The sequence below is a fragment of the Bifidobacterium sp. LH_413 genome, from assembly GCF_056357015.1.
The window spans coordinates 101,235-110,481 of record NZ_JBKEVK010000007.1 but is presented as its reverse complement, the minus strand read 5'-3'; the positions used below and the strand labels follow the sequence as shown (position 1 = coordinate 110,481).

The window sequence follows — 9,247 nt, the reverse complement described above, 5'->3', positions numbered from 1 at the left end:
GGAGACCTGCCCATAGTACGAGAGGACCTGGGTGGACGAACCTCCGGTACGCCGGTTGTCACGCCAGTGGCACCGCCGGTTGGCTGCGTTCGGAAGGGATAACCGCTGAAAGCATCTAAGCGGGAAGCCCGCTCCAAGATAAGTATTCCCAGGGCCCTCCGGGGCCTGAGACCCCCCATGCAGAACACGTGGTCGATAGGCCGGACGTGGAAGCCCCGCGAGGGGTGGAGCCGACCGGTACTAACGGGGAAGCGCGACACACAACCCACACCCACACGGGATGGGAGAGCATCACCACAGCGAAGACTGCGCGAAACACACGCGACACGGAACAACGGTCCGTGACCACAAAAACGATCAGCGACGCGTCCACCATCCGGTCCCCAAACCACCAGCCAGGGAACGACCCCCCCCCAAGCGGGGCGCGTCCCACAATTGAAGATTTGCGGCGGTCATGGCCCAGGGGAGACGCCCGGACCCATTCCGAACCCGGAAGCTAAGACCTGGCACGGCGATGGTACTGCACCCGACAGGGTGTGGGAGAGTAGCACGCCGCCGCACCACAACGAGAACAGGACCCCGGTCGAGCACACGCTCCCGGGGTCCACCCATACCCGGACCCGACACGCGGACAACCACACCCGGACGGGGAACCAAGCCCACGACACGACACCCGCCGGACCACCCTCCGGCGCTCACGCGCCACCTCCCGCCAGCGGGAGGAAACAACGGACACACGACGGGAACGAACCCCGCCAGCCACCCACCGACACCACACACGCGCGGGCCACGACACCACCCACCGGCGCCGCGCGCCACCTCCCGCCAGCGGGAGGGAACACTATCGGGCGGGATGGGCGATGCGGCCCAGGGCGATCGCGGTGGTCAACACATAGGCCTCACGGGGATTTGGGGGAAACAAAGAGAGAGGGGACGCCGTTGTCCGATCCTGTTGGAGCATCTGATTGATCGACATGACCGTTGGGCGATTATGTTCGGCATCGAAGGCGATGCATCCTATCGATGCGCGACGCGCGGCAGGAAGACGGCTCATGCCATCCATGCCGCTGCTGTATCGTTCTTAGGCTTTTGCGGCTCAGCGGTTTTCGATGGCTTCGAATGCCTTGGTGGTGGCCTCGCTGTAGCCGGCCTGGGCGAGGGCGTTCATGCCGCTGGCCTCGAAACCACGCATAACCGCTGCCATGAACTTCTTCTTGCTCATCATGATGATGTCCTTTCGTTGGTGCGCCTGCGGCGCATGTGGGCGGTATCTCCGTCCATCGCCGCCCAGCATAACCCCATGCGCCGACTTCTGTAAAGTCACTTTGTAAAATGCGTGTTTCGTGGTTCCTCGGTCGCCGTCCTGTGGGGCGGGGTATTCGCTCAAGGAATTGTTGAGCGTTCATAAGGTATGCAAAAAAGTATCAATTCTTGCCGTTCAATGCTGGGAAACACCGGTGTTTCCCACGGGAGAATTGTATTAACGCTTCAACGAGGAGCGATAAAGACAACGAAGTTCAGGTAAGGAGACAACGTGGCTCGGGGATTGATGAGAACACTGCTGCCGGGGTTCCTGGCCATCGCGGTGTTCATGACGGGAGACGGCTTCGAGCTGACGTTCCTGTCGAAGTATGTCGTGGATCAGGGATTCAGCTCGTCGCAGGCATCGATGTTGTTCACCATGTATGGTCTGGTCGCAGCATTGGCCGGCTGGTCGTCCGGAGTGCTTGCGGAGATGTTCGGCGCCAAGCGCATCATGCTGGTCGGTGCGGTCTCGTGGATCGCCCTGCACCTGGTGTTCATCGGCGTGGCGTTGCCGAGCCACATCTATCCGCTGATGCTGGTGTCGTACATGCTGCGCGGCATGGGCTACCCGCTGTTCATCTACAGCTACGTGGTGCTGCTTGCGCAGACCGTGGATCCCGGCAGGCTGGCCTCGGCCATGGGCTGGTTCTGGACCTCGTACTCCTTCGGTATCGGCGTCTTCGGCGCCTACCTGCCCGCGTTCATCACGCCGGTGATCGGTGAATACTATTCGCTGTGGGTGTCCCTGCCGTTCTCGATTGCCGGTCTGCTCATCTGCCTGTGGTTCGTGCCGAAGACCCGCAACGTCGATCTCGATGCGATGAGCACCGCCGACAAGCTGCGTGAACTCTCCCGCGGCGTCACCATCCTCAAAGAGAACCGCCAGATCGCCTTCGCCGCCGTGCTGCGCGTGATCTGCAACCTCACCCTCTACGGATTCCCGGTCATCATGCCGCTGTACCTCGCCACGCATACCAATGGCGGTGGCGCATGGTTCAAGGTCACCGAATGGTCCACCATCTGGGGGCTGCTCTTCGTCGTCACCGTGTTCGGCAATGTGTTCTGGGGGCGTATGGGCGACCGGTTCGGCTGGATGCGTCAGATGCGCTGGTGGGGTTGCTGGCTCTCCGCCCTCGGCACGCTCGCCATGTACTACGTGCCCCAGTTCTTCGGACGCAACCTGCCGCTCATGTACCTGTGCGCGGTGGTGCTCGGCATGGGTATCTCCGCCTTCGTGCCGATGGGTGCGGTGTTCCCCGCGCTGGAGCCCGAGCACAAGGGGGCGGCGGTCTCCGCGCACAACCTCGCCTCCGGTCTGACGACCTTCTGCGGTCCGTTCATCGCCACCGTGCTGCTGGAGACGGTCGGGTTCGCCGGCGTGTGCTGGGCGTACGCGATCTGCTACATCGGCGGATCGGTCGTCTCCCTGTGGATTCGACCGAAGCAACCCGGTTTCGATGAGAAAGGTCGTCGCATCGATCGGAGCGTGTCCACGGAGACGATGCCGGCGATGGCCTCGCAGTCCCCGGCCGTGGTCTGATCCGTCTTTCCCATCCATATCAACCAACAACCATCAACAACCATCCAATCAAAGGAGCATCATCATGAAGGCAGTCGTTCTCGAGAAGCAGGGCGTCATCAACGTGCGCGAGGTCCCGGACGTCCAGGCGCCCGGTCCCGGCGAACTGCGCATCGCGCCGCATACCGTGGGCGTGTGCGGCTCCGACCTGCACTACTACACGCACGGACGCGTCGGCAAGTACGTCGTCGAACAGCCGATGATCCTCGGTCATGAGGCCGCGGGCACCGTGCTTGAAGTCGGCCCCGGCGTCACCGATTTCAAGCCCGGCGACCGCGTCGCCCTCGAACCCGGCATCCCCGACATGACCTCGCGCGCCAGCCGACTGGGCATGTACAACGTCGACCCGGCCGTGCGCTTCTTCGCCACCCCGCCGATCGACGGTTGCCTGTGCGAGGAGGTCATCCACCCGGCCGCGTTCACCTACCACCTGCCCGACAACATGAGCTTCGGCGAGGGCGCGCTGCTCGAGCCCACCGCCGTGGGCATGTGGGCCGCCACCAAGGCGCGTATCAAGCCCGGCGACGTGTGCGTCGTGACCGGATCGGGCACGGTGGGCATGCTCACCGCCTCCGCCGCGCTCGCCGGCGGTGCCTCCAAGGTGCTTGTCTCCGACGTCTCCGCCGTCAAGCTCGGCATCATCGGCCAGATTCCGGGTGTCATCCCGGTCGATCTGACGAAGGAGGACCTCGTCGAGCGGGTCCGCGAGGAGACCGGCGGTTGGGGCGCCGACGTGGCGTTCGAATGCTCCGGCGCGCCGAAGGCCTACGAGACGTTCTGGAAGCTCATTGCCCCCGGCGGCTGCGCGGTGCTCGTCGGCATCCCGGTCGATTCGGTGCGGATCGACATCACCGAGCTGCAGGCCACGGAAGTGCGTATCGAGAACGTCTTCCGCTACGCCAACGTGTACCAGAAGGCCATCGACCTGGTCGCCAGCGGCAGGCTCAACCTCAAGCCCTTCATCACCGACACCTTCGCGATGAAGGACGCCAAGACCGCCTTCGACCGTATGGACGAGGGCCGTCCGGGTGACATCAAGCTGCAGATCACCGTCGACCGCGACTGATCGCGGATGACGGACGGCTGCTTGGCGACGGCGTGACGGCCGTCCGAGGAGTGCTATGGATAATCGATGACGGGCCGGCGGGATTCCCTTTTTCCGCCGCCGGCGCGCATCGGCATTTCCGGTGTTCCTCGGACGGTCGTCACGCCGTTTTCCGATGCCCGGTGGTATCCGTCGACGGGAGCCGGTGAACGATCGGCGATCGCGAGACATCGGGCGGCGGACGGTGCGGTATCGTAGAGGAATCGACGAGGAGGTTGGCGATGGATGCGCGTGACGCCGGCATGATCCCATACTCGGATGCTGGATCGCTGGAGGTGATCGTCCCCGATGGGGACGCCGCCATACGCTGGTCGAGCCACGGGTATCCGAGCGCGTTGGCCCGATGGCACTACCATCCGCAGATCGAAATCCACCTGATCCGTGAGGGAAGCGGACAGCTTATGGCCGGGGACGGACTCATGCCGTTCGAGGCGGGGCATGTGGCGATGATCGGCTCGAACCTGCCTCATAACTGGCTGTCGGACATCATCCCCGGCGAACGTCTCGCCCATCGTGACGTGCTGTGCCACGTCCGCCCGCAGACGTTGCGGCTGCTGGCGTCGGCATTCCCCGAGACCGCCGGGTTCGAGCAGGTGGTGCGTCGCGCGTCGCATGCGCTCGTCCTGTCGGGAGACTCCGCGCACGAGGCGGGAGTCCTGCTGGAGATGATGGGGGAGCATGGCGCGGCGCGGCGCGTGGCCGACCTCATCGCCATCCTCACGGTGTTCCAGCAGGCGCCGGCGGATGAGGTTCGCACCGTGGTGACCCCGGGATACAATCCGCAGGTCGCCTTCGGTGCCGAGGACGACGTCAACGTTGCCATCGCCTATATTTCGTCGCATCTCGATACGGTCACGCTGTCGGATGCAGCCGAAGCGGCCTCGATGAGCGTATCGACCTTCTCCCGCTTCTTCAAACGGGTGGCCGGCATCGGTTTCGCCGATTTCGTCCGTCGCCTGCGCGTGGGACGCGCCTGCCGCCTGCTGACCTGCACCGATCTGCCGATCGCACGTATCCAACGGATGAGCGGCTATGACAACGCCTCCAACTTCAACCGCCGGTTCCGCGACGAGACCGGCGTGACGCCGTCCCGCTACCGTCGCATGCACGCGTCCTGACACATGCCGGCGGGACGGGTCCGGGCCGTGTGCCGTCGGCGGGGTGCCGCAATGCGCCGCCCGCCGACACATGGGCGGGATGGGGCGATGACGTGAGTTGGTGCATGCACGCCGTTGTGTATGCAAACGCTATGATAGCTGAACGCCGGCGGAAAGATATTGATATTCCACGGAACGATATTGCGATTTTTTCGTGCGTGGCCCATGTTGTGCAAGCGCTATTATCGTAGATGTCAACCAATCGGACATCACGATACGCAGCACACGACAAAGGAGTTCACGTGGTAGACCGCAATCTCTTCTCGCTCGATACGCTCGGCGCGCATCCGGCCATGGACCCGGACCGCGTCATCCAGGGCGACCATTGGCGCATCGGCATCATCACCGAATCGCTCATCCGCTTCGAATGGTCCGATTCCGGCCGGTTCGTCGACGACGCCACGCAGTCCGTGCTCAACCGCGACTTCGGCGGCGAAAGCCCGTCCTTCACCGTCGTCGAGCGTGACGGATGGCTGGAGATCGAAACCCCCTCGCTCCACATCTCCTACAACCAGGCCCCGTTCAGCAAGGAGGGACTGTACGCCACCATCAAGCACGTCAAGGCCATCGACAACACGTGGCACTACGGCGACGACCAGATGCGCAACCTCGGCGGCACCGCGCGCACGCTCGACTTCGCCAACGGCCGCATCCCCGTCGACCCCGGCGTCAACGGCACCGACGGCTGGGCCGTCATCGACGATTCGGCATCGAACATCATCCGCGAGACGCCGGAAGTCAACGGCAAGGCGAACCCGTTCGGCACATGGGTGACGCCGAAGCCGGAACCCACCACCGACTTCTACCTGTTCGCCTACGGGCACCGCTACCGCGAGGCCGTGCGCGACCTCTACCGCCTGACCGGACCGACCCCGCTGCTGCCGCGCTTCGCGCTCGGCAACTGGTGGAGCCGCTACCACCGCTACACCGAGGCCGAATACATGACGCTCGTCGAACGGTTCGAGAAGGAGGGCATCCCGTTCACCACCGCCGTGGTCGACATGGACTGGCATCTCGTCGACGACGTCGACCCGAAGTACGGCTCCGGCTGGACCGGCTACACGTGGAACAAGGACTTCTTCCCCGATCCGAAGCGCTTCATGGCGTGGCTGCACGATCAGGGCATGAAGATCACGCTCAACGTGCACCCGAAGGACGGCGTGCGCGCGTTCGAGGAACGCTACCCGGAACTCGCCGAGGCGATGGGCATCGACCCGAAGACGGAGGAGGCCGTGCAGTTCGACCTCACCGATCCGAAGTTCATGGAGGCCTACTTCGACAAGCTCCACCATCCGATGGAGGACGAGGGCGTCGACTTCTGGTGGCTCGACTGGCAGCAGGGCGGCACCACCCGCCAGCCCGGCCTCGACCCGCTGTGGGGCCTCAACCACCTGCACTACCTCGACTCGGCGCGCGCCGACGGCAGCGACTACGCCGCGCGCAACCCGCGCCCGCTCACCTTCTCCCGCTACGCCGGCCCCGGCTCGCACCACTACCCGATCGGCTTCTCCGGCGACACGGTCGTCAACTGGGAGTCCCTGAAGTTCCAGCCCGAGTTCACCGCCACCGCTTCGAACATCGGCTATGGCTGGTGGAGCCACGACATCGGCGGCCACATGTTCGGCTACCGCGACGAGGAGCTGGAGGCGCGCTGGTACCAGTTCGGCGCGTTCAGCCCGATCAACCGCCTGCACTCCACCGACTCGCCGTTCAACGGCAAGGAGCCGTGGAACTTCCACAGCGACGTGGCCACCGCGATGACCGCCGCGCTGCGCCTGCGCCACGCGATGATCCCGTACCTGTACACGATGAACCGCCGTGCCGCCTACGAGGGCGAGCCGCTCATCCAGCCGCTCTACTGGGACTGGCCGGAGATCCGTGATGCGTACAAGCTCGTCGACGAATTCCGCTTCGGCACCGAACTGCTTGTCGCGCCGATCGTCGATCCGGCCGAGAAGAGCGTGCAGCGCGCGAAGGCCGACGTGTGGCTGCCGCAGGGCACGTGGTTCGACTTCTTCGACGGTCGCCGCTACGCATCGCGTCCGGCCGGCGGCCGCCGCATCGAGGCGTGGCGCGGCCTCGACCGCATCCCCGTGTTCGCCAAGGCCGGCGCCATCGTCCCGCTGCAGGAGGAGACGGCGGGCGAACCGCTCAATTCGGTCGAGAACCCGAAGTCCCTGCGCGTGGTCGTCTTCCCCGGCGCGAGCGGGTCGTTCACGCTGTGGGAGGACGACGGTGCGCCCGAAGCGTCCGTGCGCTGGGCGTCGACCGAACTGTCGCTGCGCCTGGGGGAGACGGAGGGTGCCGCGACGGCCGCGACGTTCACCGTCGCGCCGGTCGCCGGCGCCGCCGACGTCGTCCCTGAAACGCGCGACTGGACGCTCGTCTTCCGCGGCGTCGATGCGGCCGTCGCCGCGAACGTCGCCGTCACGTCCGACGGCCGCACGGTCGCCGCCGACGTCAGCTACGACGCGGCGACGCTGAGCGCGGTCGTGAAGGTTCCCGGCGTCGCTGCGGCGGACGGTCTCACGGTGACGTTCGCCGCCGGCCTGCCGGTCGCCGGCGACACCGTGGTCGAGGACGCGTTCGCCGTACTCAAGGACGCGCAGATGCTCTACCTCACCAAGGAGACCGCCTACGCGATGGTCAAGGAGCTCGGGAAGGACGCGCTGCCGGCGCTCCACACCATCGAGGATCTGCACGGCGTGGATGAGAGCCGCGAGTTCGACTCGCACATGCCTCAGCCGGTGATCCAGGCGCTCGCTGAGGTCCTCACCCGCGCTTGAACGCATGACGCATGACGCATGAACGAGCCCCCGAACCGGACAAAACCGGCTCGGGGGCTCGTTCATCCGTTCGGGAAAGGCGCCGAGGCCATTCGTCGGACGGCGGCCGTGCGGCCTCCAGCGGGATTCACTCCCCGCAGATCTCGGCCAGATAGGTCTCCACGTAGCGCAGGGCCGCGCCGATGATCGTCTGGTTCTCTGCCTGGTAGCTGCGGCGCAGTGTGAACCGTTCCGTGCCGAACGGGCTGCGTTCGATGACCCGGCGCTCCAGGTCCTCGATGTCGGAATCCTCCAGATACTGGGAGGCCTCGCCGCCGACGATCACGTCGCCGGCGATGACCGAACGTGCGTTGACGATCGCCTGCGCCACGTAGTCGAGCCACTCGTCCATGCGCTCGCGGTGGTGGCGTTCGCCCTGTTCGAGCACGCTGAAGAAGCCGGGGATGGACTCGTAGTCTTCGGGCAGCGATTCGGGCGAGCAATACGGGTCCATGCAGCCGCGGTTGCCGCAGTAGCATTCGCGGCCGTTCGGCACGAGCGTCATATGCTCGATGGCGCCGTTGCACATGTTCGGCCCCTGGTAGAGTTTGCCGTTCACGATCACGGCGCCGCCGGGGCGTCGTTCGAGATAGATGCACACGGCGTCGGTGAGCGAATGGTCGAACCAGAGTTCGGCCATCGCCGAGGCGTCGGAATCGTGGATCATCATGCACGGGTGGTGCACGGATTGCGTGATCGTCTCGAGCGTGAGCCCCGTGTTGCGCATGACCTTGCCGAACGTGATCGTCCCGCCGTCGGGGGAGACGATGCCCTGGATGGAGAAGGAGACGCCGAGCACGGGCCCGTGCTTCTTGCCCACTTCTGCGGCGAAGTTGTCGATGATGGCGCCGATGCGCTGGTAGTAGACGTTGGCGTTGCGGTAGGGGAGCGTGCGTTCGAGCTGCTCGACCACCGTGCCGTTGAGGTCCACCGCGCACATACGCACGCCGTTGGCGCGCATGGCCACGCCGATGGCGGTGCGATGGTCGGGGTTGAACTCGTAGTTACGCGCCTTGCGTCCGCCCGTGGAGCTTTGCAGGTCGCCCTGACGGATGATGCCGTCCTGTTCCAGGGCGCGCAGGTTCTGGGTGATGGTGGGCAGGCTCAGCCCGAGTTCGCGTTCGATCTCCTGCTTGGTGACGTGCTCGTGACGGTACAGGTATTGGGTCATGGCGATGCGGTTGTGCGTCTTCACCGCCGTCGATGGCATTGCCTTCATGCGAAACCTCCGTTGGATGCAATACCGACAGTGTACTTTTATAAAAGCCATTTCGCA

General features: G+C 65.0%; 6 protein-coding genes and 2 rRNA genes. 6 read left to right on the top strand and 2 right to left on the bottom strand.

All coding sequences use genetic code 11. The features are described from left to right. Positions 1 to 264: ribosomal RNA gene (locus AC1AYN_RS09775) — 23S ribosomal RNA — on the top strand; the annotation flags it as partial. Between the two features lie 180 nt (positions 265 to 444). Then, a 5S ribosomal RNA gene (gene rrf / locus AC1AYN_RS09770) occupies positions 445 to 561 on the top strand. Positions 562 to 1,096: 535 nt separating this feature from the next. Here the strand turns inward: rrf and AC1AYN_RS09765 are convergent. Next, positions 1,097 to 1,225, bottom strand: a complete 129-nt coding sequence (locus AC1AYN_RS09765; RefSeq protein WP_279324950.1) for a hypothetical protein — start codon at positions 1,223 to 1,225, stop codon at positions 1,097 to 1,099. A gap of 309 nt (positions 1,226 to 1,534) precedes the next feature. On the opposite strand from AC1AYN_RS09765, the gene AC1AYN_RS09760 reads away from it, so the two are divergent. The 4 genes from AC1AYN_RS09760 (at position 1,535) to AC1AYN_RS09745 (ending at position 7,932) form a co-directional block, all read left to right on the top strand. Continuing rightward, on the top strand, positions 1,535 to 2,845 hold the full coding sequence (locus AC1AYN_RS09760) for an MFS transporter (RefSeq protein ID WP_476533061.1): 1,311 nt from the start codon (positions 1,535 to 1,537) through the stop codon (positions 2,843 to 2,845). 64 nt (positions 2,846 to 2,909) lie between these two features. After that, positions 2,910 to 3,950 carry an NAD(P)-dependent alcohol dehydrogenase gene (locus AC1AYN_RS09755; protein ID WP_476533060.1) on the top strand — a complete coding sequence of 347 codons (1,041 nt, stop codon included), beginning with the start codon at positions 2,910 to 2,912 and terminating at the stop codon, positions 3,948 to 3,950. Between the two features lie 260 nt (positions 3,951 to 4,210). Further along, positions 4,211 to 5,107 carry an AraC family transcriptional regulator gene (locus AC1AYN_RS09750; RefSeq protein WP_476533059.1) on the top strand — a complete coding sequence of 299 codons (897 nt, stop codon included), beginning with the start codon at positions 4,211 to 4,213 and terminating at the stop codon, positions 5,105 to 5,107. Between the two features lie 332 nt (positions 5,108 to 5,439). Continuing rightward, positions 5,440 to 7,932 (top strand): glycoside hydrolase family 31 protein, encoded by a 2,493-nt coding sequence (locus AC1AYN_RS09745; protein WP_476533064.1) that lies wholly within the window; start codon positions 5,440 to 5,442, stop codon positions 7,930 to 7,932. A 127-nt stretch (positions 7,933 to 8,059) separates the two neighbouring features. On the opposite strand, the gene AC1AYN_RS09740 is transcribed toward AC1AYN_RS09745, so the two are convergent. Continuing rightward, complete coding sequence (locus AC1AYN_RS09740; RefSeq protein WP_034529623.1) at positions 8,060 to 9,190, bottom strand: ROK family transcriptional regulator; 1,131 nt, start codon at positions 9,188 to 9,190, stop codon at positions 8,060 to 8,062. Positions 9,191 to 9,247: the final 57 nt, after the last annotated feature.

Coding starts and splice junctions, on each gene's coding strand:
- AC1AYN_RS09765 (WP_279324950.1), bottom strand. CDS start 1,225: ATGATGAGCAAGAAGAAGTTCATGGCAGCGGTTATGCGTGGTTTCGAG.
- AC1AYN_RS09755 (WP_476533060.1), top strand. CDS start 2,910: ATGAAGGCAGTCGTTCTCGAGAAGCAGGGCGTCATCAACGTGCGCGAG.
- AC1AYN_RS09750 (WP_476533059.1), top strand. CDS start 4,211: ATGGATGCGCGTGACGCCGGCATGATCCCATACTCGGATGCTGGATCG.
- AC1AYN_RS09745 (WP_476533064.1), top strand. CDS start 5,440: ATGGACCCGGACCGCGTCATCCAGGGCGACCATTGGCGCATCGGCATC.
- AC1AYN_RS09740 (WP_034529623.1), bottom strand. CDS start 9,190: ATGAAGGCAATGCCATCGACGGCGGTGAAGACGCACAACCGCATCGCC.